General features: G+C 63.4%; 21 protein-coding genes and 1 pseudogene. 9 read left to right on the top strand and 13 right to left on the bottom strand.

The genetic code is table 11. The features are described 5' to 3' along the window. Positions 1–18 precede the first annotated feature (18 nt). Entirely contained in the window at positions 19–906 is an 888-nt protein-coding gene (locus ACMGGN_RS22055) for a lysophospholipid acyltransferase (protein WP_012312034.1), read from the top strand. A gap of 332 nt (positions 907–1,238) precedes the next feature. On the opposite strand, the gene ACMGGN_RS22050 is transcribed toward ACMGGN_RS22055, so the two are convergent. The 5 genes from ACMGGN_RS22050 to def are packed head-to-tail and all read right to left on the bottom strand — an operon-like array spanning position 1,239 to position 5,760. Further along, the gene (locus ACMGGN_RS22050; RefSeq protein WP_046786802.1) at positions 1,239–1,547 is read right to left on the bottom strand and encodes a tetratricopeptide repeat protein; all 309 of its coding nucleotides are present in this window, start codon (positions 1,545–1,547) and stop codon (positions 1,239–1,241) included. A gap of 11 nt (positions 1,548–1,558) precedes the next feature. Beyond that, complete coding sequence (gene trkA, locus ACMGGN_RS22045; RefSeq protein WP_012312036.1) at positions 1,559–2,932, bottom strand: Trk system potassium transporter TrkA; 1,374 nt, start codon at positions 2,930–2,932, stop codon at positions 1,559–1,561. 22 nt (positions 2,933–2,954) lie between these two features. Continuing rightward, on the bottom strand, positions 2,955–4,265 hold the full coding sequence (rsmB, locus tag ACMGGN_RS22040) for a 16S rRNA (cytosine(967)-C(5))-methyltransferase RsmB (protein ID WP_414156299.1): 1,311 nt from the start codon (positions 4,263–4,265) through the stop codon (positions 2,955–2,957). Then, the gene (fmt, locus tag ACMGGN_RS22035) at positions 4,262–5,194 is read right to left on the bottom strand and encodes a methionyl-tRNA formyltransferase (protein ID WP_039603240.1); all 933 of its coding nucleotides are present in this window, start codon (positions 5,192–5,194) and stop codon (positions 4,262–4,264) included. Before fmt ends, rsmB begins: the two co-directional genes overlap by 4 nt. Before the next feature lie 59 nt (positions 5,195–5,253). Further along, complete coding sequence (gene def / locus ACMGGN_RS22030) at positions 5,254–5,760, bottom strand: peptide deformylase (RefSeq protein WP_012312039.1); 507 nt, start codon at positions 5,758–5,760, stop codon at positions 5,254–5,256. A gap of 206 nt (positions 5,761–5,966) precedes the next feature. Here def and dprA point away from each other — a divergent pair, with 206 nt between their 5' ends. From dprA to ACMGGN_RS22015, 3 genes are all read left to right on the top strand, one after another. After that, positions 5,967–7,064 (top strand): DNA-processing protein DprA, encoded by a 1,098-nt coding sequence (dprA, locus tag ACMGGN_RS22025; protein WP_012312040.1) that lies wholly within the window; start codon positions 5,967–5,969, stop codon positions 7,062–7,064. A gap of 38 nt (positions 7,065–7,102) precedes the next feature. Continuing rightward, on the top strand, positions 7,103–7,660 hold the full coding sequence (locus ACMGGN_RS22020) for an L-threonylcarbamoyladenylate synthase (RefSeq protein WP_012312041.1): 558 nt from the start codon (positions 7,103–7,105) through the stop codon (positions 7,658–7,660). Positions 7,661–8,043: 383 nt separating this feature from the next. Beyond that, positions 8,044–8,346 (top strand): hypothetical protein, encoded by a 303-nt coding sequence (locus ACMGGN_RS22015; RefSeq protein ID WP_046786804.1) that lies wholly within the window; start codon positions 8,044–8,046, stop codon positions 8,344–8,346. 107 nt (positions 8,347–8,453) lie between these two features. Here ACMGGN_RS22015 and ACMGGN_RS22010 read toward each other — a convergent pair whose 3' ends face one another. Beyond that, positions 8,454–9,431, bottom strand: coding sequence for an NADPH:quinone reductase (locus tag ACMGGN_RS22010; RefSeq protein WP_115273216.1), 978 nt, complete (start codon positions 9,429–9,431; stop codon positions 8,454–8,456). Between the two features lie 134 nt (positions 9,432–9,565). Between ACMGGN_RS22010 and hemF the strand changes: the two genes are divergently transcribed. Continuing rightward, the gene (hemF, locus tag ACMGGN_RS22005) at positions 9,566–10,477 is read left to right on the top strand and encodes an oxygen-dependent coproporphyrinogen oxidase (RefSeq protein ID WP_414156298.1); all 912 of its coding nucleotides are present in this window, start codon (positions 9,566–9,568) and stop codon (positions 10,475–10,477) included. A gap of 25 nt (positions 10,478–10,502) precedes the next feature. Next, positions 10,503–11,327 (top strand): shikimate dehydrogenase, encoded by an 825-nt coding sequence (aroE, locus tag ACMGGN_RS22000; RefSeq protein WP_046786807.1) that lies wholly within the window; start codon positions 10,503–10,505, stop codon positions 11,325–11,327. Between the two features lie 91 nt (positions 11,328–11,418). Here the strand turns inward: aroE and ACMGGN_RS21995 are convergent, their stop codons facing one another. From ACMGGN_RS21995 to betC, 3 genes are all read right to left on the bottom strand, one after another. After that, a complete protein-coding gene (locus tag ACMGGN_RS21995; RefSeq protein ID WP_119688012.1) occupies positions 11,419–12,984 on the bottom strand; it encodes a SulP family inorganic anion transporter in 1,566 nt (521 codons plus the stop codon). Positions 12,985–13,137: 153 nt separating this feature from the next. Further along, positions 13,138–14,061, bottom strand: coding sequence for a choline ABC transporter substrate-binding protein (gene choX, locus ACMGGN_RS21990; RefSeq protein WP_115273218.1), 924 nt, complete (start codon positions 14,059–14,061; stop codon positions 13,138–13,140). Positions 14,062–14,075: 14 nt separating this feature from the next. Next, complete coding sequence (betC, locus tag ACMGGN_RS21985; RefSeq protein ID WP_414156297.1) at positions 14,076–15,593, bottom strand: choline-sulfatase; 1,518 nt, start codon at positions 15,591–15,593, stop codon at positions 14,076–14,078. Positions 15,594–15,702: 109 nt separating this feature from the next. On the opposite strand from betC, the gene ACMGGN_RS21980 reads away from it, so the two are divergent. After that, positions 15,703–16,602 (top strand): choline sulfate utilization transcriptional regulator, encoded by a 900-nt coding sequence (locus ACMGGN_RS21980; RefSeq protein WP_414156296.1) that lies wholly within the window; start codon positions 15,703–15,705, stop codon positions 16,600–16,602. A gap of 93 nt (positions 16,603–16,695) precedes the next feature. On the opposite strand, the pseudogene ACMGGN_RS21975 reads toward ACMGGN_RS21980, so the two are convergent. Further along, positions 16,696–17,254: pseudogene (locus ACMGGN_RS21975) on the bottom strand (NAD(P)H-binding protein). A 53-nt stretch (positions 17,255–17,307) separates the two neighbouring features. Here ACMGGN_RS21975 and ACMGGN_RS21970 point away from each other — a divergent pair. Next, the gene (locus ACMGGN_RS21970) at positions 17,308–17,640 is read left to right on the top strand and encodes a DOPA 4,5-dioxygenase family protein (protein ID WP_012312051.1); all 333 of its coding nucleotides are present in this window, start codon (positions 17,308–17,310) and stop codon (positions 17,638–17,640) included. Between the two features lie 48 nt (positions 17,641–17,688). On the opposite strand, the gene trpA is transcribed toward ACMGGN_RS21970, so the two are convergent. Next, on the bottom strand, positions 17,689–18,498 hold the full coding sequence (gene trpA / locus ACMGGN_RS21965; RefSeq protein ID WP_115273221.1) for a tryptophan synthase subunit alpha: 810 nt from the start codon (positions 18,496–18,498) through the stop codon (positions 17,689–17,691). Further along, positions 18,495–19,712 carry a tryptophan synthase subunit beta gene (gene trpB / locus ACMGGN_RS21960; RefSeq protein ID WP_039603723.1) on the bottom strand — a complete coding sequence of 406 codons (1,218 nt, stop codon included), beginning with the start codon at positions 19,710–19,712 and terminating at the stop codon, positions 18,495–18,497. The genes trpA and trpB overlap by 4 nt, the downstream gene beginning before the upstream one ends. A 110-nt stretch (positions 19,713–19,822) precedes the next feature. On the opposite strand from trpB, the gene ACMGGN_RS21955 reads away from it, so the two are divergent. Beyond that, entirely contained in the window at positions 19,823–20,719 is an 897-nt protein-coding gene (locus tag ACMGGN_RS21955) for a LysR family transcriptional regulator (RefSeq protein WP_046786814.1), read from the top strand. Here ACMGGN_RS21955 and ACMGGN_RS21950 read toward each other — a convergent pair. Next, on the bottom strand, positions 20,716–21,039 hold the full coding sequence (locus tag ACMGGN_RS21950; RefSeq protein WP_012312055.1) for a DUF883 family protein: 324 nt from the start codon (positions 21,037–21,039) through the stop codon (positions 20,716–20,718). The genes ACMGGN_RS21955 and ACMGGN_RS21950 overlap by 4 nt on opposite strands. Between the last annotated feature and the right edge of the window lie 111 nt (positions 21,040–21,150).

The following is a 21,150-nucleotide window of genomic DNA, read 5'->3' as shown; positions in this document are numbered from 1 at the left end:
GAAATAAGGAATTGGCCTGTGGAAAAGTTCAAGGGCGCCCTGATGGTCGGGGTGCTGCGTCTGTTTGCCAAGCTGCCCTGGGGCGCGGTGCAGCGCGTCGGTGCCGGGATCGGCTGGCTGATGTGGAAAGTCCCCAACGGTTCGCGCAATGTCGTGCGCATCAACCTTGCCAAGTGCTTTCCTGAGATGGACCCGGTCGAGCGCGAGCAGCTGGTCGGCCGTGCGCTGAGAGACATTGGCAAATCCTTTGTCGAAAGTGCCTGTGCCTGGATCTGGCCGCCACAGCGTTCGCTTGAGCTGGTCAAGGAAGTGCACGGCCTGGAAGTGCTGGAGCAGGCCCTGGCCTCAGGCAAGGGTGTGGTCGGCATCACCAGCCACCTGGGTAATTGGGAAGTGCTCAACCACTTCTACTGCAACCAGTGCAAACCGATCATCTTCTACCGCCCGCCGAAGCTCAAGGCCGTGGATGACCTGCTGCGTGAGCAGCGGGTGCAGATGGGCAACCGTGTGGCGCCTTCGACCAAGGAAGGCATCCTCAGCGTGATCAAGGAAGTGCGCCGCGGTGGGCAGGTGGGGATTCCCGCCGACCCGGAGCCGGCGGAATCGGCTGGTGTATTCGTGCCGTTCCTGGGCACCCAGGCGCTGACCAGCAAGTTCGTGCCGAACATGCTGGCCGGTGGCAAGGCGGTGGGGGTGTTCCTGCATGCCCTGCGCTTGCCGGATGGCTCGGGCTTCAAGGTGTTTCTCGAAGCTGCGCCAGAAGAAATGTACAGCACGGATGTGAACGTGTCGGCGGCGGCCATGAGCAAGGTGGTCGAGCGTTATGTGCGCGAATACCCGAGCCAGTACATGTGGAGCATGAAGCGCTTCAAGAAGCGCCCGCCTGGCGAGGCGCGCTGGTACTGAGATTTTGGGGCGCCTTGCGCCCCTTTCCCCACAGCTACCCCGCTGCTCTCAAGCTCAGCGCAAACCCAGTGGGAGATTCTATGGTTATCAGCAAGCCATTTTCGCGCATTTGGTGACCTATTCGTCCTGATTTTTCATCAGGGCGAATGCCGCTCGTGCGAACTTTCTAGCCAGGATTACCTTTGCGGGGCTTTCCTTTGAGTCTTGCATCGGATTTACCGGCCCTATCGCCGGCAAGCCGGCTCCCACAGGGAACGCGCAGTTCTTGAGGCCTGCACTGTACTTGTGGGAGCTGGCTTGCCGGCGATGGGCTGCAAAGCAGCCCCGGCATTTCAGGCTTTATTCAGCTTCTTGAGAAACACCGCCATCTCTTTCTCGGCCTGCTTGTCCCCATGGGCCTGCGCCGCCACGATCCCGTCTTCCCAGGCCTTGCGCGCCGCCGTCAGGTCGCCCTGCAGTTGATACGCCTTGCCGAGCAGCTTCCACGCTGCCGAATACTTGGGGTCCTGTGCCACGCAACTGGCCAGGTGCACTGCCGCTTCGGCGCCGTTGCCCTCGTCCAGCCAGGCCTTGCCCAGGCCGAACCGCAGCAGCGGGTTATCCACACCCTTGGCCAGCATTTTCTCCAGCGATTCGCGCATGCCCGCCTCCCCTAGAAGAAACTCAAGCCGACGTGGAACAGCTTCTCCACGTCGCGAATGTGTTTTTTATCCACAACGAACAGGATCACGTGGTCACCCGACTCGATCACTGTGTCGTCGTGGGCGATCAGCACCTGCTCGTCGCGGATGATCGCGCCAATGGTGGTGCCCGGCGGCAGGGCGATATCTTCGATGGCCTTGCCGATCACCTTGCTCGATTTCGAGTCGCCATGGGCCACCGCCTCGATGGCCTCTGCCGCACCGCGGCGCAGGGAGTGCACGCTGACGATATCGCCACGGCGCACATGCGCCAGCAAGGTACCGATGGTTGCCAGCTGGGGGCTGATGGCGATATCGATTTCGCCGCCTTGCACGAGGTCTACGTAGGCCGGGTTGTTGATGATCGTCATTACCTTGCCCGCGCCCAGGCGCTTGGCCAGCAGTGACGACATGATGTTCGCCTCGTCATCATTGGTCAGGGCCAGGAAGATGTCGGCATCGGCAATGTTCTCTTCGAGCATCAGGTCCTTGTCCGAGGCGCTGCCCTGCAGCACCACGGTGCTTTCCAGGGTGTCGGAGAGGTGCCGGCAACGGGCCGCGCTCATCTCGATGATCTTCACCTGGTAGCGGCTTTCGATGGCCTCGGCCAGGCGTTCGCCGATCTGCCCGCCCCCGGCGATGACCACACGCTTGTTGGTCTCGTCGATGCGGCGTAGCTCGCCCATCACGGCGCGGATGTCTTTCTTCGCGGCGATGAAGAACACCTCGTCATCGGCCTCGATCACGGTGTCGCCCCGTGGGGTGATCGGCCGGTCACGGCGGAAGATCGCGGCCACGCGGGTATCGACGTTGGGCATGTGCGCGCGGATCTGGCGCAGCTGCTGGCCCACCAATGGGCCGCCGTAATAGGCCTTGACTGCCACCAGTTGCGCCTTGCCCTCGGCAAAGTCGATCACCTGCAGCGAACCTGGGTGTTCTATGAGCCGCTTGATGTAGTTGGTCACCACCTGTTCGGGGCTGATCAGCACGTCCACCGGGATGTGGTCGTTGTCGAACAGCTCCTCGCGGGTGAGGTAGGCCGATTCACGCACCCGGGCAATCTTGGTGGGCGTGTGGAACAGCGAATAGGCGACCTGGCAGGCGACCATGTTGGTTTCGTCGCTGTTGGTTACCGCCACCAGCATGTCAGCGTCATCGGCACCGGCCTGGCGCAGGACCGTCGGCAGCGAGCCGCGGCCTTGCACGGTACGGATATCCAGGCGGTCGCCCAGGTCACGCAGGCGGTCGCCGTCGGTATCGACCACAGTGATGTCGTTGGCTTCGCTGGCCAGATGCTCTGCCAGCGTACCGCCCACCTGGCCTGCGCCAAGGATGATGATCTTCATCCGCTACTCCCTAACTTTTTTCTTAACCGCGCGAGGCGGCGATCTTGATCAGCTTGGCATAGTAGAAACCGTCATGGCCGCCTTCCTGGGCCAGCAGCTGGCGGCCATGGGACTGGCGGATACCAGCTTCGGTGGCCAGGTCCAGCTCACGGGCGCCCGGCGTGCGGGCAAGGAAGGCCTCGATCACTTCGGTATTCTCGGTCGGCAGGCTGGAGCAAGTGGCGTACAGCAGCATGCCGCCGACTTCCAGGGTCGGCCACAGGGCATCGAGCAACTCGCCCTGCAGCGCGGCCAGCGCCGGAATGTCGTCAGCCTGGCGGGTCAGCTTGATGTCCGGGTGGCGGCGAATGACGCCGGTAGCCGAGCACGGCGCGTCGAGCAGGATGCGCTGGAACGGCTTGCCGTCCCACCAGCTGGCGGTGTCACGGGCGTCGCAGGCGATCAGTTCGGCGTCCAGCTGCAGGCGGTCGAGGTTCTCGCGCACCCGGTTCAGGCGCTTGGCTTCCAGGTCGATGGCCACCAGGTGCGCAAGGCCCGCTTCTGCCTCGAGCAGGTGGCACGTCTTGCCGCCTGGAGCGCAGCAGGCATCGAGCACGCGCTGGCCGGGGGCCAGTTCAAGCAGGTCGGCCGACAGCTGCGCGGCTTCGTCCTGAACGCTCACCCAGCCCTCGGCAAAGCCCGGCAGGCTGCGCACGTCGCAGGCCTCAGTCAGCACAATGCCGTCGCGGCTGAACTGGCAGGCGCTGGCGCCAACGCCGGTTTCGGTCAGCAGGGCAAGGTAGCCATCGCGGCTGTGGTGGCGGCGGTTGACCCGCAGGATCATCGGCGGGTGAGCGTTGTTGGCCGCGCAAATGGCTTCCCACTGCTCGGGCCAGAAAGCCTTGAGCGCTTTCTGCAGCCAGCGTGGGTGGGCGGTGCGCACAACCGGGTCGCGTTCCATGCCGGCGAGCAGTGCCTCGCCTTCACGTTGGGCGCGGCGCAGCACGGCGTTGAGCAGGCCCTTGGCCCACGGTTTTTTCAGTTTGTCGGCGCAACCGACCGTCTCGCCGATGGCGGCGTGGGCCGGGATGCGCGTGTAGAACAACTGGTACAGGCCTACCAGCAGCAGTGCCTGCACATCGGCATCAGCGGCCTTGAACGGCTTCTGCAGCAACTGGGCTGCGAGCAGGTCCAGGCGTGGCTGCCAGCGGGCGGTACCGAACGCCAGGTCCTGGGTCAGGCCGCGGTCGCGGTCCTCGACCTTGTCCAGTTGCGCCGGCAGCGAGCTGTTCAGCGAGGCCTTGCCACTGAGCACAGCGGCCAAGGCACGGGCGGCGGCGAGGCGTGGGTTCATTGGCCAAGCACCTTGCCGGTGGCGAACTTCTCGCGGCGGCTATTGAACAGGTCGCTGAAGGCCAGGGCCTTGCCGCCAGGCAATTGCAGGCGGGTAAGGCTCAAGGCCTGGTCACCGCAGGCGACCACGAGGCCGTCTTTGCTGGCTGACAGGATCTCGCCAGGGGCGCCTTCACCTGTGGACAATCTGGCGGCCAGCACCTTCACGCTTTCGCCATCCAGAGTGCTGTGGCACACCGGCCAAGGGTTGAAGGCGCGGATCAAGCGCTCAAGCTCCACGGCCGGGCGGCTCCAGTCGATGCGTGCCTCGTCTTTGTTCAGCTTGTGCGCATACGTGGCCAGGGCGTCGTCCTGCACCTCGCCTTGCAGGCTGCCGTCGGCCAGGCCGGCGATGGCTTGCACCACGGCTGGCGGGCCCATTGCGGCGAGGCGATCGTGCAGGCTGCCGCCGGTGTCTTCGGCACTGATTGGCGTGACGACCTTGAGCAGCATCGGGCCAGTGTCCAGGCCTGCTTCCATGCGCATCACGGTCACGCCGCTCTCGGCGTCGCCGGCTTCCACGGCGCGCTGGATCGGCGCCGCGCCGCGCCAGCGTGGCAGCAGGGAGGCGTGGCTGTTGATGCAGCCCAGGCGTGGGATGTCCAGCACCACCTGGGGCAAGATCAGGCCATAGGCGACCACTACCATCAGGTCCGGCTTGAGCGCGGCGAGTTCCGCCTGGGCATCTTCATTGCGCAGGGTTGGCGGCTGGAACACCGGGATGTCATGGGCCACCGCCAGTGCTTTGACCGCGCTTGGCATCAGCTTCTGGCCACGGCCGGCCGGGCGGTCGGGCTGGGTGTAGACGGCCACGATCTCGTAGGGGCTGTCGAGCAGGGCCTTGAGGTGTTCGGCGGCAAACTCTGGAGTGCCTGCAAAGACGATGCGCATGGAGTTCTCGCTTCAAAAAAGAAAAAGGCTTGCCGGAGCAAGCCTTCTGGAAGGTGGGATCAGGCTTGCTGGCGGTGCTGCTTTTCCAGCTTCTTCTTGATCCGGTCGCGCTTGAGCTGCGACAGGTAGTCGACGAACAGCTTGCCGTTGAGGTGATCGAACTCGTGCTGCACGCATACCGCCAGAAGGCCTTCGGCTTCGAGCTCGAAAGGCTTGCCGTCACGGTCCTGCGCCTTGACGCGCACACGCAGCGGACGGTCGACGTTCTCGTAGAAGCCCGGCACCGACAGGCAGCCTTCCTGGTACTGGCCCATGTCGTGGGTCAGCTCTTCGACCGACGGGTTGATGAAGACCCGCGGCTCGCTGCGGTCTTCGCTCAGGTCCATGACCACAATCTGTTTGTGGACGTTGACCTGGGTGGCAGCCAGGCCGATGCCAGGCGCTTCGTACATGGTTTCAAACATGTCGTCGATCAGCTGGCGCAGGGCGTCGTCGAACTCCGTCACCGGTTTGGCGATGGTGCGCAGGCGCGGGTCTGGGAATTCGAGAATGTTCAAAATGGCCATAGGGTCAGGCAATCACTGTGCGTTCGGTTGAAAACTGAGCATACATAATAAAGGGAATCGACGATTTCGGCACCTGGCAAGCTCGTCTAGGGTGTTTATGGGCTTGATAGCGTCCATTTAATGGACAGCTTTTCAAAGTGTTACCCACAAACTTATCCACAGGTTGTGCCACGTAAATGGCCCTGTTTCGATCAAGGATGATCTCTATGCCGTTCCACCATTCGTCGCTTTGCCCGCCTGCCGAACTGGAAGCGCGGTTACGTCTACACCGCCTGCCCGAGACGGGATTGCGTCGTTTTCACACCTTGCTGCAAGCCTTTGGCAGTGCGTCTTCAGCGCTCAGTGCACCGGCGGGTGCCTGGCGTGCGCTGGGCATTGCGCAGGCCACCATCGACGCCCGGCGCAGTGCCGAAGTACGCGACGGGGCGCTGGCTGCAATGGCCTGGATAGAGCATCCGGGCCAGCATTTGCTGATGTGGGACAGCCCTGGCTACCCCGCGCTGCTGGGCGAAATCGATGATGCCCCGCCGCTGCTTTTCGTCGCAGGCGACCCGGCTTTGCTCGAACGGCCACAGCTGGCAATAGTGGGCAGCAGGCGTGCTTCACCCCCGGCGCTCGACACCGCCAAGGCATTTTCCCGTTACCTCTCGCAGGCTGGCTTCACCATCACCAGTGGGCTTGCTTTGGGCATCGACGGTGCCGCTCATCGGGCCGCATTGCAGGCCGGGGGAGGCACGATCGGTGTGTTAGGCACCGGGCTGCAAAAACTTTATCCACAGCGCCACCGTGACCTGGCCAAAGCGATGATCGACAGCGGTAGCGCGCTGGTTTCCGAGTACCCGCTCGATGCCGGGCCGCTGCCGGGTAACTTTCCGCGACGCAATCGCATCATCAGTGGCCTGTCACTTGGCGTGCTGGTGGTTGAGGCGAGCCTGGCCAGCGGTTCTTTGATCACTGCCCGCCTGGCCGCCGAGCAAGGCCGTGAGGTTTACGCCGTTCCCGGCTCGATCCACCACCCCGGTGCCAAAGGCTGCCACCAGTTGATTCGCGACGGCGCACTGCTGGTTGAAAGCGTGGGGCAGATACTGGAAAGCTTGCAGGGTTGGCAGAACCTGCCGCCGGCAGTTGTGGATAAACCGTCCCATCCATTGCTTGCCTTGCTGCATGCTGCACCGCAGACCAGCGAGGCACTGGCTGCTTGTAGCGAGCTGCCCTTGGCGCAAGTACTGGCGCAATTGACCGAGCTGGAGCTCGAGGGCCGGGTGACCAATGAAGCCGGGCGTTGGTTTGCCCGCGCTGGCTAAGTAAACTGCGCGCATGGCTTAAATGCGGAGAGACACAAATGGTGAGCAGTTGGCGTGTGCAACAAGCCGCGCGTGAGATTCGGGCTGGTGCGGTGATCGCCTACCCGACTGAAGCGGTCTGGGGCCTGGGCTGCGACCCATGGAACGAGGACGCGGTGTATCGCTTGCTGGCGCTCAAGTCGCGGCCTGTGGATAAAGGGCTGATCCTGGTCGCCGACAACATCCGCCAGTTCGACTTCCTGTTCGAGGATTTTCCAGAGGACTGGATCGACCGCATGGGCAGCACCTGGCCTGGGCCCAATACCTGGCTGGTGCCGCACCAGGACCTGTTGCCGGAGTGGGTGACGGGGCAGCATGACACGGTGGCACTGCGGGTCAGTGATCACCCGCAGGTGCGCGAGTTGTGCGCGCTGGTCGGGCCGTTGATTTCCACTTCTTGCAACCCGGGCGGGCGCCCGGCGGCGAAGAGCCGGTTGCGAGTGGAGCAGTATTTCCATGGTGACCTGGACATGGTGCTGGGTGGGGCGCTGGGTGGGCGGAAGAATCCGAGTGTGATTCGTAACCTGGCCACGGGCGAGATCGTTCGCCCGGGTTGACGCTGGCGAGGGCTGCGCCCTCGAATCGCCGGCAAGCCGGCTCCCACAGGGGTTGCGTGTAAGCCGGCTTGCCGGCGAATGGGCCGCAAAGCGGCCCTGAATGCTGCCAGCACATCAGTTTGGGAAAACTCCTACAACCCGCATCGAATACCATCACCTTCTCAGTGGGAAGTCCTGTCTCTAGGCTTCAGACCGTCGCCGAACAACTTGGCGATCGGGTGTGGTAGCCCGGATGCATCATTTCCATGACAGTCTATGGCGGCTGTACGCGGGAGGCTTTCGAGCCTGCCTGGATTGGAAAATGCCCGGGTCTACCACCTCGCGGACAGTCGCCACCCAATTCACGTGGTAGTGATTGGTAGCGGCATTGAGGAGCATTTTCCATGGTCAAGAAACTCGTCCCAGATCCACCACTTCCCTGCACTTCCACCCGCCCCTTCGGCCGCTGCGACGCCGGCCATTCAGCGCTGTTCAGCGTAAACCCCAACATTTCCGCCGCCGACGCCTTGGTCCACGTAGCGCTCTACCTGCGCTGTGCCTACGAGACTGGCTACAAGACCCTCGATTACCTGCGCGAAGAAGGCCGCGGCATGTACTGGTCGAACCTGCATGCGATCGAGATGGCGGAGGGGTTGGTAGAGGCGATGCTTGAAGGTATCGAGTCAGCGCCTGCGCAGCAGAGGTAGCTGTGAGGCTTGCAGGTGCTCGCCTTGGTTTTTGCATTGTTGCGTAGAACGAGCGCCGTCCACACGGCGCTCTATCTCAAAGGCTCTAAAAGCGCCAAGCCAGGCACTCAAGGCAACAAAACAGTCGAACCCACCGTCCGCCGCGCCGACAGTTCGCTCTGCGCCTTGGCCGCCTCGCTCAACGGATACCGCTGCTGGATATCCACAACCACCTTGCCACTTGCGATCACCGCAAACAGGTCATCTGCCATGGCCTGGGTGTTCTCGGCATTGTTGGCATAACTGGCCAAGGTCGGCCGTGTGACATACAGCGACCCTTTCTGCGCCAGGATCCCCAGGTTCACCCCGCTCACGGCGCCCGACGCATTGCCAAAGCTCACCATCAAGCCGCGCGGTTGCAGGCAGTCCAGCGAGGTCAGCCAGGTGTCGGCACCCACGCCGTCATACACCACCGGGCACTTTTTGCCATCGGTCAGCTCCAGCACCCGCTTGGCCACATCCTCGTGGCTGTAGTCGATGGTCTCCCAGGCGCCCAGTGCCTTGGCCCGCTCTGCTTTCTCGGCCGAACTGACGGTACCGATCAGCTTGGCCCCCAGCGCCTTGGCCCATTGGCACGCGAGCGAGCCGACGCCCCCGGCGGCGGCGTGGAACAGGATCACATCGCCCGGCTGCACGGCGTAGGTCTGCTTGAGCAGGTACTGCACGGTCAGGCCCTTGAGCATCACCGCCGCCGCCTGCTCGAAGCTGATGTTGGCGGGCAGCTTGACCAGGTTGGCCTCCGGCAAGGTGTGCACCTCGCTGTAGGCGCCCAGCGGGCCGCCGCCATAGGCCACGCGGTCGCCCACTTTCAGGCGGGTGACGCCCTCACCTACCGCCTCGACTACCCCGGCACCCTCGGTGCCCAGGCCTGAAGGCAGCGCAGGCGGGGCATACAGCCCGCTGCGGAAATAGGTGTCGATGAAGTTCAAGCCGATCGCATGGTTACGCACTCGAACCTGCTGCGCCCCGGGCGGTGCCGGGTCGAACTCCACCAGCTGCAATACTTCCGGGCCGCCATGCTGGCTGAACTGGATACGCTTGGCCATCTCGCACTCCTGTTGTCGGGATCGGGAAAGGCCTTCTATCGGACGCCTTTGCTTGATCGCCGTCAACTGCGGCGCGCCAGCTGCCGGTGGTATGCTACGCGGCGAATTCTTCCCTGCCCGTTCCTGGTGACCCGATGACTAGCCGCACCGAGGCCGTGAAAGCCTACCTGCTCGACCTGCAAGACCGCATCTGCTCTGCCCTCGAAACCGAGGACGGGGGCGCCCGCTTCGTCGAGGATGCCTGGGTGCGCGAAGCCGGTGGCGGGGGCCGCACGCGGGTGATCGGCGACGGCAAGCTGATCGAGAAAGGCGGCGTCAACTTCTCCCACGTGTTCGGTAGCGGCCTGCCTCCGTCGGCCAGCGCCCACCGCCCCGAGCTGGCAGGCCGTGGCTTCGAGGCCTTGGGCGTGTCGCTGGTGATCCACCCGCATAACCCGCACGTGCCGACTTCCCACGCCAACGTGCGTTTCTTCATCGCCGAAAAAGAAGGTGAAGAGGCTGTGTGGTGGTTTGGCGGCGGCTTCGACCTGACCCCCTACTACGGCAACGAGGAAGACTGCATCCACTGGCACCGTGTGGCCGAGCAGGCCTGCGCGCCGTTCGGCGCCGACGTGTACCCGCGCTACAAGGCCTGGTGCGACCGTTACTTCCACATCAAGCACCGTGGCGAGCCGCGCGGTATCGGCGGGCTGTTCTTCGATGACTTGAACGAGTGGGGCTTCGATACCTGCTTCGCCTTCATCCGCGCCATCGGCGATGCCTACGTCGACGCCTACCTGCCGATCGTCCAGCGCCGCAAGGACACGCCCTATACCGCTGAGCAGCGCGAGTTCCAGGAGTACCGCCGCGGGCGCTATGTGGAGTTCAACCTGGTGTATGACCGTGGCACCCTCTTCGGCCTGCAGTCCGGTGGCCGTACCGAGTCGATCCTGATGTCGCTGCCGCCGCTAGTGCGCTGGGGCTACGACTGGAAGGCCGTACCTGGCAGCGAAGAAGCGCGCCTGACCGAGTACTTCCTGCAAGACCGCGATTGGCTTGCACAGTAAGCTTGTGGATAACCGAGGAGCCCTCATGGACCAGTACGTCGTATTTGGTAACCCAATCGGCCACAGCAAGTCGCCGTTGATTCACCGCCTGTTCGCCGAACAGACCGGCCAGGACCTGGAGTACGCCACCCTGCTGGCGCCGCTTGACGAGTTCAGCGACTGCGCCCGGGGCTTTTTCAAGCAAGGCAGTGGCGCCAACGTGACCGTGCCATTCAAGGAAGAGGCCTACCGCCTGTGTGACAGCCTCACCCCGCGCGCCCAACGGGCCGGGGCGGTGAACACCTTGAGCAAGCTGGCCGATGGCTCGCTGCGGGGCGATAACACCGATGGCGCGGGCCTTGTGCGCGACCTTACAGTGAATGCCGGGGTTGAACTGACTGGCAAACGTATTCTGATCCTTGGCGCCGGGGGCGCAGTGCGCGGCGTGCTGGAGCCGATCCTGGCGCATGACCCTCAGTCCTTGGTAATTGCCAACCGCACACTGGAAAAGGCCGAGCAGCTGGCACGCGAGTTCGATGAGATGGGGCCGGTGATGGCCAGCGGTTTCGCCTGGCTGCACGAGCCGGTGGACGTGATCATCAACGCCACGTCGGCGAGCCTGTCCGGCGAGCTGCCGCCGATTGCCGACAGCCTGGTCGAGGCCGGGCGCACCGTGTGCTACGACATGATGTATGGCAAGGAGCCGACGCCATTCTGCCAGTGGGCCAGCAAGCTGGGGGCGGCCAAGGTGCTGGATGGGCTGGGCATGTTGGCAGAGCAGGCGGCGGAGGCGTTCTTCATCTGGCGTGGGGTACGTCCGGAAACGGCGCCGGTGCTGGCTGAGTTACGCCGGCAGCTCGCTCGGGGCTGAGATTTATGGGGCCGCTTTGCGGCCCATCGCCGGCAAGCCAGCCCCTACAGGTACAGCGCCGGCCTCAGGCCTTGGCAAGCAGCCCCGACGATCACTCCGCAAATTGGATGGGGCAAAGCTCCACCCCTTCCAGCTTCTGCAATTCCTCGACCACCTGCGGTCTTGCCCGAAGCAAGGTCAGGCTCCCTCCGGCCCGGCGCAACCGCCGTGCCTCGCGGTGCAACATGTCCACACCCGAGTAATCGATGAAATTCACCTGGCGTGCATCGATCACCACATGCGGGCCCTGGCAACGCTGCAGGCGCACCTGCAGGTAGTGCGCCGCACCGAAGAAGATCGACCCGCCCACCCGCAGCACGTCGGCCTGCCCTTCGCGGCTCTGCTGTACGCGTGGCCGTGAAGTGCGCTTGAGGTAGAAGAACAGCGAAGCCAGCACACCGGCATAAATCGCTGTCTGCAGCTCCAGCAGCAAGGTTGCTGCAGCGGTCAGGGCCATAACCAGGAACTCCGACCGGCTGACCCTGAACAGCGCACGGATGCCCCGGTGGTCCACCAGGCCCCAGCAGATCAGCAGGATACTGCCGGCCATGGCCGGTATCGGCAGGTGTGCAATCAACCCTGCACCGGTGACGGCGAACAGCGCCACCCAAAGCGCCGAGAACACCCCGGCCATGGGCGAACGGGCGCCAGCGTCGTAGCTGAGCCCAGAGCGGGTGAAGGAGCCAGAAGACAGGTAGCCTGAAAAGAATGAACCGACGATGTTCGACATACCTTGGGCGCGGATTTCCTGGTCGGCGTCGATCAGCTGTTCGGAGCGTGCCGACAGCGAACGGGCAATCGACAGGCTGGTTACCAGGCCCAGCATGCCCACCGCTACGGCACTGGGCAGCAGGCGCAGCATCAGCTCCACATCCAGTAGCGGCAGTGGGCTGAGTGGGGGGAGCTGGCCGGTGAACGCTGGCACCCGCGGTACATGGCCAAAGAAACCAGGCAGCGACCAGGCCACCAGGCTGATTACGATGAGGCTTATCAACAGGCTCGGCCAGCGTGGCCGCCAAAGTTTGAAGGCCACACCGACAAGGACGGTGCCCAAGCCCAGGATCAGGGACGGCAAGTCGACCTCACCAGCATGGCTTGCCAGGTCTTGTACTGTTTTAAACGCCGTGGCCTGGCTCGGCAAATCCATACCCAGCAGGTTGGGTAACTGGCCGAGGGCAATGACGATGGCGGCGCCCAGGGTGAAGCCAAGCACCACCGAATGGGAAACGAAGTTGACCAGTGCGCCGAAGCGCAGCAGCCCGAGCAGCAACTGGAAGATGCCGGCGAGGAAGGTCAGCAGCAGCACGAGGGTCACGTAATCGGCACTACCGGCCACCGCCAGGGGGCTGATGCTGGCGTATAGGACGATGGAGATGGCGGCGGTCGGCCCGCAAATCAGGTACCAGGACGAGCCCCACAGGCAGGCGACCAGTACCGGCACGATGGCCGCATAAAGACCGTATTCGGCAGGCAGGCCGGCGATCAGGGCGTAGGCGATCGATTGCGGCAGGGCAAGGATGGCACCGCTCAGGCCGACCAGCAGGTCCTCGCGCAGGCTGCGGCCCGATTGACGGGGCAGCCAGGTCAAGAAGGGCAGCAGGTGGTTTAAGCGGGGCATGGGCAGTTCCTGATTCAAGAGCGCAGGCGAGGGCTTTGCCCTCGTTTCGCGACACAAGGCCGCTCCTACGCCAAATCGTACCCTGCGTGTAGGAGCGGCCTTGCGTCGCGAATGGGGCGCAACGCGGCCCCAGCAACCTAACAGATAAACCAATCAGAGTTTGGCGTTGACAGCCTCTTTGGCATCGCCGCCAGAAGTGGTGGTCACTCCATCAAGCCATTTTTGAAGCAGATCTGGATGCGCCTTGACCCACGCCTTGGCCGCTTCATCGAAACTGATCTTCTTATCCACAACCTCCGCCATGATGCTGTTTTCCATGTCCAGGGTGAATGTCAGGTTACCCAACAATTTTGCGGGGTTAGGGCAGGCTTGTGGATAACCTTTGCGCGTCAGGGTATAGACCTCACCCTTGCTGCCAAACCACTTCTCCCCGCCCGTCAGGTAATGCATCTTCAGTTTTACGTTCATCGGGTGCGGGGTCCAGCCCAGGAAGGTGATGAACTGCTTCTTCTTCACGGCGCGGTCGACCTGCGCCAGCATTGCCTGTTCGCTCGACTCGACCAGCTTCCATTGGCCGAGGTCGAATTCATTCTTGTCGATGATTTCCTTCAGCGACAGGTTGGCGGGCGCGCCTGAGCCGATTCCGTACAGCTTCTTGTCGAATTGATCGGCATGCTGTTGCAGGTCGGCGAAGCTTTTCACGCCGGCATCCCACACGTAATCGGGGACCGCCAGGGTGAACTCGGTGCCTTCAAGGTTGCGCGACAGCTGCTGCACATCGCCATTGGCAACGAACTTGTCATGAAAACCCTGATGCGCCGGCATCCAGTTACCCAGGAAGGCATCGACCTTACCGTCCTTGAGGCCGCCGTAGATGATCGGCACCGCCAGGCTGTCGATCTTCACCTGATAGCCCAGGCTCTCCAGAAGCAAGCGGGCGATGGCGTTGGTGGTGGCGATATCGCTCCAACCAGGGTCGGCCATCCTTACGGTGCTGCATTGCGCGTCTTCGGCGTGGGCCGTGGCGGTGCCCAGGCTCAGGGCCAGGGCGAACACGATGGTGGAGAACTTCTGCATGGCGGCTTCTCTTCTCAATCCAGGGGTGCGGGCTGTGGATAACGTGCCTTGCGCTCGAGGTCGTCGAGATCGATGTGGTTGCGCATGTACTGTTGGCTGGCATCCACCAGCGGTTGGTGGTCCCAGCTTTTAAGTTTGCCGATGGCCAGCGCTTCGGCCACCAGGCGGCGGCGCCGCTGGCTGGCCAGTACCTGCTGGCGCAGGCTGGGGATATCCCAGCGCTGGCGTGCTTCGTCGACAAATGCCTGCAGCAGCACCTGATGGTCCGGGCTGCCGGTGAGGTTCTCCCGCTCGTGCGGGTCGCGGCTCAGGTCATAGAGTAAACATGGGTCGTCTTCGCTGTACACGAACTTGTACGAGCCACGGCGGATCATCATCAATGGTCCGACGGTACCCTCGGCCATGTACTCGCCGATCACTTGGTCGTGGCCACCCTGCCCTTGCAAGTGGCCGAGCAGCGATTGCCCATCCAGATGCAAGCTTTTATCCACAGTACCGCCGGCAAGCTCGACCAGCGTCGGCAGCAGGTCGCAGGTCGATACCGAGGCACTGACCCGGGCCGGGGCGAAGCGCTTGGGCGCGTGGACCAGCAGCGGCACCCGCGCCGACATCTCGAACCAGTGCATCTTGTACCAGAGCCCGCGCTCGCCAAGCATGTCGCCGTGATCGCCAGAGAAAACCACCAAGGTGTCGTCGGCCAGGTCGCACTCCTCCAGGGTCTGCAACAGCTGGCCGATGTTGTCGTCGATGTAGCTGCAGGCACCGAAGTAGGCACGACGTGCATCGCGGATCTTGTCCACAGGCAGGGGCTTGTTCCACAGGTCGTACACCTTGAGCAGGCGCTGTGAGTGCGGGTCGAGCTCGTGCTGGCCGAACTCGGCGCGGGGCATGGGGATATCCACACCCTCGTAGCGATCCCAGTAGCGCTTGGGGATGGTGTACGGGTCGTGGGGGTGGGTCATGGACACGGTGAGGCAGAACGGCCGACCATCGTTCTCGCGGACATGGTCGTAAAGGTACTGACGGGCCTTGAATACCACTTCTTCGTCGAAATCCAGCTGGTTGGTACGCACGCAAGGGCCGGCCTGCAATACCGATGACATGTTGTGATACCAGCTTGCGCGCTCGTCCGGGGCATCCCAGTTAACTGCCCAGCCGTAGTCGGCGGGGTAGATGTCGCTGGTCAAGCGTTCTTCGTAGCCGTGCAATTGGTCCGGGCCGCAGAAATGCATCTTGCCCGACAGCGCGGTGCGGTAGCCGAGCCGGCGCAGGTAGTGGGCGTAGGTCGGGATATCGGCCGGGAAGTCGGCAGCGTTGTCGTAGGCGCCAATACGGCTGGGCAACTGGCCGCTTACCAGGGTAAAGCGCGAGGGTGCGCACAGCGGGCTGTTGCAGTAGGCCGAATCGAACACCACCGCCTGATCGGCCAGGCGGCTCAGGTGGGGCATCTGGATTGGTGAAGGGCCATATATCGGCAAGAGCGGCGCGGCCATCTGGTCGGCCATGATGAACAGGATATTCGGGCGCGTCATGGTTGGCTTCCATCGTTGAAGGTTATGCGAATAGCTTGCCTATCAAGATGCGACTGCAAGTAACATGGGTAAAGCCCATGGCGGGCAATGTCTGGGATTAGTTAAGCTTATGTTTGATCACCTGACCGACTTGTCGCTCGACGCACTGCGCGTTTTCGAGGCCGCTGCCCGCTTGCGTGGTTTCACGGCTGCGGCCCTGGAGTTGGGCACTACCCAGCCGGCGGTAAGCCAGCAGATCAAACGGCTGGAGGCTCGGTTGAACACGCGTCTGTTTGACCGTATCTACCGCGGCATCGCGCTGACCGATGCCGGGCAGGTATTGTTCGAGCAGGTTCATCAAGGCCTGCAGGCCATGGATGACGGCATTGCCCTGGCCAGCGGGCGCAGCCAGCGCGAGGTGCTGCAGGTGGCCACCGACTTTGCCTTCGCAGCGTTCTGGCTGATGCCGCGGTTGCAGCGGTTTCACGAGGCTTATCCACAGGTGGACGTTAGCCTGGTGACCGGCGAGCGCAGCCAGGGGATGCTGCGGCCGGACATCGATGTGGCGGTGTTGTTTGGGGATGGGCGGTTCCACCAGGGCGAGAGCCGCTGGCTGTTCGATGAAGAAGTATTCCCGGTCTGCAGCCCTCGGCTGACTCGTGGCAAACCCTTGTCAGCCGTGGCTTTGCAACGTTTGCCTCTGCTTCATCTGCGCGGCGAGCAGGCCAGCCGCTGGTTCGACTGGGCGGGGGTGTTTCGTGGCTTTGGCGTGGAAAGCCCGCCGCCGCCCGGGCAGCTACGGTTCGATAACTACACGCTGATGGTTCAGGCGGCAATTGCCGGGCAAGGGGTGGCGATCGGCTGGCGGCATCTGGTCGATGGGCTGGTCGAGCAAGGGTTGCTGTGCCGGCCGCTGGAGGGGAGCCTGCGCTCGGCGCGGGGCTATTACGTGGTGTTGCCGCCGCGCAAGCGGCGTGGGGCGCTGATCGAGCGGTTTGTGGGTTGGCTGGAAGATGAGCGGAGTCAGTGATTGGGGCTGCTGCGCAGCCCATCGCCGGCAAGCCAGCTCCCACAGGTCCGTGGCAGGACTTGAGCTTGCGCAGTACCTGTAGGCCCTGGGGCTCTACGTCACGAAGTTCAGATGCTCGCCCCGATGCAGATCCAGCTCGAGCATATCGGCCATCCCCGCTGCCATTCGCTCCAGGTCCATGAGTGCCTGTGGCGCATTGATCAACGTCCAGTGCAATGGGCTGCGTTGCAGCGCATCCACAACCTGGTCCACGCACTCACGTTCTGCTTCGGTGTACTTGCCCGGCGCATCCAGCACATCAAAATCGCCCACCAGCAGCACCCGGCGTATAGTCGTGCGAGAAAGCCCGGCCACCAACGCTTCGCTCATCTGCCCTTGCGCTGCAAGGTCACCCGGCGCCAGCGCCGACAACAGGGCAATCACCGCCGAGCCCCCTGCTGCGCCCTGCTGCGCCCTGCTCCGCCTGGTCGGCATCACCCAGCCCGCCTATCTTGAAATGCAGGCCCGGGCGCGGCGCATGGCGGTTGAGGTCATCGACCACGGCAGTGACCTCGTGCTGACGTGACAGCAACTCGACCATCAGGGCACTGCCCAGGCTGCTTTGAGCCCCGAACAGCACCAGCTTGAATACTGGGGTTTCGGCATTTTTCACTGCATCACTCCCCTTGCAGGTGGGTGATGGTTTGACCGCAATCAGGAGACATCGTGCAGAGGATCAAGGGCTATCACGCCCACGTTTATTACGACGCATCGACTATCGAGCAAGCGCGTGAGCTGTGCGAGGAGGCGGCGCGGCTGTTCCCCGTGACCATGGGGCGCATGCATGAGAAGCCGGTAGGGCCGCACCCGGACTGGAGCTGCCAGCTGGCGTTCGGGCCGGAGGTGTTGGGGGTGGTATTGCCGTGGTTGGCGTTGTATCGCAAGGGGTTGGTGGTGTTTCTGCACCCGCTGACTGGGGATGAGCTGGCGGATCACCGCGATCATGCGATCTGGATGGGGGCTTTGCGGCCTTTGAAATTATCGGTTTTTGGCGGTTAGCGATGTGTTGGCTTCTTCGCGGACAAACCCGCGAAGAAGCCACACGGCTCAGCGCCGAGCGCCGCGCACACCTTCAGCCAGCGCAGAGCACAGGCTCAATACATCGGCAACAGCCTGATCGGCGTCTTTGGCCTGGGCGATCTTGTCGACCAGCGCCGAACCTACCACCACGCCATCAGCCAGGCGCGCAATCGCTGCGGCCTGCTCTGGCGTACGAATGCCGAAGCCAACGCTGATCGGCAGGTCGGTATGCCGACGCAGGCGGGCGATGGCTTCGGTGACGTGCTCGGTGGTTGCCGAGCCGGCGCCGGTCACGCCTGCCACCGACACGTAATAGACGAACCCCGAGCTGCGCTCCAGCACCCGTGGCAGGCGCACATCGTCGGTGGTCGGGGTGGTCAGGCGAATGAAGTCGATGCCAGCGGCCTGGGCCGGGGTAGCGAGCTCAGCATCGTGCTCCGGCGGCAGGTCGACGATGATCAGGCCATCGACACCCGCTTCTTTGGCTTCTGCGACGAATTTCTCTACGCCAAAGCGGTGGATCGGGTTGTAGTAACCCATCAGCACGATCGGTGTGGCCTGGTTGTCGACGCGGAATTCACGCACCATCTGCAGGGTCTTGGCCAGGTTCTGGCCTGCTTCCAGCGCACGCAGCGTGGCCAGCTGGATGGCTACGCCATCGGCCATCGGGTCGGTGAACGGCATGCCCAGTTCGATCACATCGGCACCGGCCGCCGGCAGGCCCTTGAGGATCTGCAGCGAGGCATCGTAGCCAGGGTCGCCGGCAGTGACGAAGGTGACCAGTGCGGAGCGGCCTTCGGCTTTCAGCTCGGCAAAGCGTTGTTCAAGACGGCTCATGCCTGTTTCTCCTGGGCGGCCATGTGGTTCATCACGGTTTGCATGTCTTTGTCGCCACGGCCTGACAGGCAGATGACCATCAGGTGGTCCTTGGGCAGGTTCGGCGCGCGCTTGATCGCTTCAGCCAGGGCGTGCGAGGTTTCCAGGGCCGGGATGATGCCTTCCAGGCGGCAGGTGGCGTGGAACGCGTCGAGGGCCTCATCGTCGGTGATGCTGACGTACTCCACACGCTTCACTTCATGCAGGTAGGCATGCTCGGGGCCGATGCCCGGGTAGTCGAGGCCGGCCGAAATCGAGTGGGCGTCAGTGATCTGGCCGTCACCGTCCTGCAGCAGGTAGGTGCGGTTGCCGTGCAGCACGCCGGGTACGCCACCGTTGAGGCTGGCCGCATGCTTGTCGGTGTGCACGCCATGGCCACCGGCTTCCACACCAATGATCTTGACGCTCTCGTCTTCGAGGAATTCGTGGAACAGGCCCATGGCATTGGAGCCACCGCCAACACAGGCAATCAGGCTGTCGGGCAGGCGGCCTTCCTTCTCTTGCAACTGGGCGCGGGTCTCTTTGCCGATGATCGACTGGAAATCGCGAACCATTGCAGGGTACGGGTGCGGGCCGGCCACGGTACCGATCAGGTAGAAGGTGTCGTCGACGTTGGTGACCCAGTCGCGCAGGGCTTCGTTCATGGCGTCTTTCAATGTGCCGGTGCCGGCTGTAACCGGAACGATCTCGGCGCCCAGCAACTTCATGCGGAACACGTTGGCCTGCTGGCGCTCGATGTCGGTGGCACCCATGTAGATCACGCAGGGCAGCCCGAAGCGTGCGGCGACGGTGGCAGTGGCCACGCCGTGCATGCCGGCGCCGGTTTCGGCGATCAGGCGTTTTTTGCCCATGCGCTTGGCCAGCAGCACTTGGCCGATGCAGTTGTTCACCTTGTGCGCGCCGGTGTGGTTGAGCTCTTCACGTTTGAAGAAAATCTTGGCGCCGCCGCAATGCTCGGTCAGGCGCTCGGCGAAATACAGCGGGTTGGGGCGGCCGATGTAGTCGCGCTGGAAGTAGGCCAGTTCTTCGAGGAACTTGGGGTCGGCCTTGGCGGCTTCATATTCGCGGGCCAGATCCAGCACCAGCGGCATCAGGGTTTCGGCCACATAGCGGCCACCGAACGAGCCGAACAGGCCGTTGGCGTCGGGGCCGGGGCGGTATTGGGACTGGGTCATGGGGCGCTCCAGGGCGTAATGAATGAGTGATGGGCTTTACTCTAACCACGGCAAGCCCGGCTGAAAACCGATAAGATTGCGCAAACCTGTCAGGAAAACTCACACGTAAAATGGCCCACGACCTCCCTCCCCTGAACGCCCTGCGGGCCTTCGAAACCACCGCCAGGCTCAATAGCGTCAGCCAGGCTGCCGAAGCGCTGCATGTGACTCATGGCGCCGTGAGCCGGCAGATCAAGGTGCTGGAGGAACACCTGGGCGTGGCCTTGTTCGTCAAGGACGGGCGTGGCATCAAACTCACAGATGCCGGCGTCAGGCTGCGTGATGCCAGTGGTGAAGCGTTCGACAGGCTGCGCAGTGTCTGCGCCGAACTCAGCCGGGATGTCAGCGAGGCGCCATTCGTGCTGGGGTGCTCGGGTAGCCTGCTGGCGCGATGGTTCATTCCCCGGCTTGGGCGCCTGAAGGCGGATTTGCCAGAGCTGCGCCTGCATCTGTCAGCAGGGGAAGGCGACCTTGATCCGCGTCGGCCGGGGCTCGATGCGCTGTTGGTGTATGCCGAACCCCCTTGGCCTGCGGACATGCAGGTACATGTACTGGCCGAAGAGCGTATCGGGCCTGTGTTGAGCCCACACTTTACCGGTTTCGAGCGGTTGCGCAGTGCGCCCGCCGTGGCGCTGCTGGACGAAGCCTTGCTGCATACCACTTCACGCCCGCAGGCGTGGCCGACCTGGGCCGGACAACAGGGGTTGGACCCGGCTGCACTGCAGTACGGGCAGGCCTTCGAGCATTTGTATTACCTGCTGGAGGCGGCCGTGGCAGGGCTGGGGGTGGCTATCGCACCGCAGCCGCTGGTGGCGGATGACTTGCGTGCCGGGAGACTCAGCGCACCGTGGGGCTTTTCCCCTACTGCAGCGGCGCTGGCGCTGTGGGTGCCACGGCGCGCCGCAGACGGGCGCGCCGAGCAGCTGGCGCAGTGGCTGCGCCGCGAACTGGAGCGGCAGGCAGGTTAGTTGCGGCGGTACAACAGGTAGGCCGCGAGCAGGCCGAGCGCGCCGATGGCTACGCCAGCAGTGGTCACCGGGTGCTCCTGAGCATAATCACGGGTTGCGATACCGGTCTGGCGGGTGCGGGTCTTCACTTCCTCATAAGCATCGCTAAGCAGGCTGCGCGAGTGTTTCAACGCGCTTTCGGCGTTGCTGCGGATTGCCTTCACGGACTTCTGCGACTCCTCCGACGCATCATGCTTGAGGCTCTCCAGGCTCTTAAGGAGGCTTTCGATCTCCGCTTCCATGCTTTCCAGGGATGTTTTACGCAGCGAATTGCGGTGCATGGTGACTCTCCTTTGCAGTATGGACTGTATGGATTGCGACTGCGGCCCGGGGCGAAAGTGCGATCGAACTTTCGCCCAGCCTGACGGCTCGCAGGTAAACCAGGCCGGCAC

The organism is Pseudomonas sp. BNK-30, assembly GCF_047456185.1.
GTDB classification, from domain to species: Bacteria; Pseudomonadota; Gammaproteobacteria; order Pseudomonadales; family Pseudomonadaceae; genus Aquipseudomonas; species Aquipseudomonas putida_E.
The sequence above is the reverse complement of the archived record's forward strand: the minus strand, read 5'-3'. Positions and strand labels throughout refer to the sequence as shown.

Excerpts from the sequence above, each read along its gene's own strand:
- ACMGGN_RS22050 (WP_046786802.1), bottom strand. The coding sequence starts at position 1,547 with ATGCGCGAATCGCTGGAGAAAATGCTGGCCAAGGGTGTGGATAACCCG.
- trkA (WP_012312036.1), bottom strand. The coding sequence starts at position 2,932 with ATGAAGATCATCATCCTTGGCGCAGGCCAGGTGGGCGGTACGCTGGCA.
- rsmB (WP_414156299.1), bottom strand. The coding sequence starts at position 4,265 with ATGAACCCACGCCTCGCCGCCGCCCGTGCCTTGGCCGCTGTGCTCAGT.
- fmt (WP_039603240.1), bottom strand. The coding sequence starts at position 5,194 with ATGCGCATCGTCTTTGCAGGCACTCCAGAGTTTGCCGCCGAACACCTC.
- def (WP_012312039.1), bottom strand. The coding sequence starts at position 5,760 with ATGGCCATTTTGAACATTCTCGAATTCCCAGACCCGCGCCTGCGCACC.
- dprA (WP_012312040.1), top strand. The coding sequence starts at position 5,967 with ATGCCGTTCCACCATTCGTCGCTTTGCCCGCCTGCCGAACTGGAAGCG.
- ACMGGN_RS22020 (WP_012312041.1), top strand. The coding sequence starts at position 7,103 with ATGGTGAGCAGTTGGCGTGTGCAACAAGCCGCGCGTGAGATTCGGGCT.
- ACMGGN_RS22015 (WP_046786804.1), top strand. The coding sequence starts at position 8,044 with ATGGTCAAGAAACTCGTCCCAGATCCACCACTTCCCTGCACTTCCACC.
- ACMGGN_RS22010 (WP_115273216.1), bottom strand. The coding sequence starts at position 9,431 with ATGGCCAAGCGTATCCAGTTCAGCCAGCATGGCGGCCCGGAAGTATTG.
- hemF (WP_414156298.1), top strand. The coding sequence starts at position 9,566 with ATGACTAGCCGCACCGAGGCCGTGAAAGCCTACCTGCTCGACCTGCAA.
- aroE (WP_046786807.1), top strand. The coding sequence starts at position 10,503 with ATGGACCAGTACGTCGTATTTGGTAACCCAATCGGCCACAGCAAGTCG.
- ACMGGN_RS21995 (WP_119688012.1), bottom strand. The coding sequence starts at position 12,984 with ATGCCCCGCTTAAACCACCTGCTGCCCTTCTTGACCTGGCTGCCCCGT.
- choX (WP_115273218.1), bottom strand. The coding sequence starts at position 14,061 with ATGCAGAAGTTCTCCACCATCGTGTTCGCCCTGGCCCTGAGCCTGGGC.
- betC (WP_414156297.1), bottom strand. The coding sequence starts at position 15,593 with ATGACGCGCCCGAATATCCTGTTCATCATGGCCGACCAGATGGCCGCG.
- ACMGGN_RS21980 (WP_414156296.1), top strand. The coding sequence starts at position 15,703 with ATGTTTGATCACCTGACCGACTTGTCGCTCGACGCACTGCGCGTTTTC.
- trpA (WP_115273221.1), bottom strand. The coding sequence starts at position 18,498 with ATGAGCCGTCTTGAACAACGCTTTGCCGAGCTGAAAGCCGAAGGCCGC.
- trpB (WP_039603723.1), bottom strand. The coding sequence starts at position 19,712 with ATGACCCAGTCCCAATACCGCCCCGGCCCCGACGCCAACGGCCTGTTC.
- ACMGGN_RS21955 (WP_046786814.1), top strand. The coding sequence starts at position 19,823 with ATGGCCCACGACCTCCCTCCCCTGAACGCCCTGCGGGCCTTCGAAACC.
- ACMGGN_RS21950 (WP_012312055.1), bottom strand. The coding sequence starts at position 21,039 with ATGCACCGCAATTCGCTGCGTAAAACATCCCTGGAAAGCATGGAAGCG.